This is a genomic window from Stenotrophomonas sp. GbtcB23 (genome assembly GCF_019091045.1).
GTDB lineage: Bacteria > Pseudomonadota > Gammaproteobacteria > Xanthomonadales > Xanthomonadaceae > Stenotrophomonas > Stenotrophomonas rhizophila_A.
The window spans coordinates 1-274 of the sequence record NZ_JAGXKC010000396.1; the positions used below are offsets into that span (position 1 = coordinate 1).

Annotated in this window: 1 protein-coding gene; it reads left to right on the top strand. The window is 69.3% G+C overall.

All coding sequences use genetic code 11. From position 1 onward, the window contains the following. Positions 1 to 274, top strand: a 274-nt coding sequence (locus KVS69_RS19550; RefSeq protein ID WP_217539654.1) for a hypothetical protein, incomplete at both ends; no start/stop codon positions are given.

Genomic DNA, 274 nt, shown 5'->3' on the forward strand with positions numbered 1-274 from the left:
TCGCGGAGACAATTCGAAAGCCAAACCCGGCGGTCCGGTCGTTACCGAGCCGTTGCGCCGGGCGATCACCGGCTGCGTGCGTTCGATCGCCGGCGATGCGGAGGTCGAGGTCACGTTCGCGAACGAGCGTCCGGGCCTTGCCGGCGAGCGCATCCGCCTGCCGGAAATCTCCAAGCGGCCGACGGCGCATGAGCTTGCGGTCACCCGCGGGCTCGGCGACTCCATGGCGCTCCGGCTCGCCTGCCACGACACGAACGTGCATGCCAGCATGTCG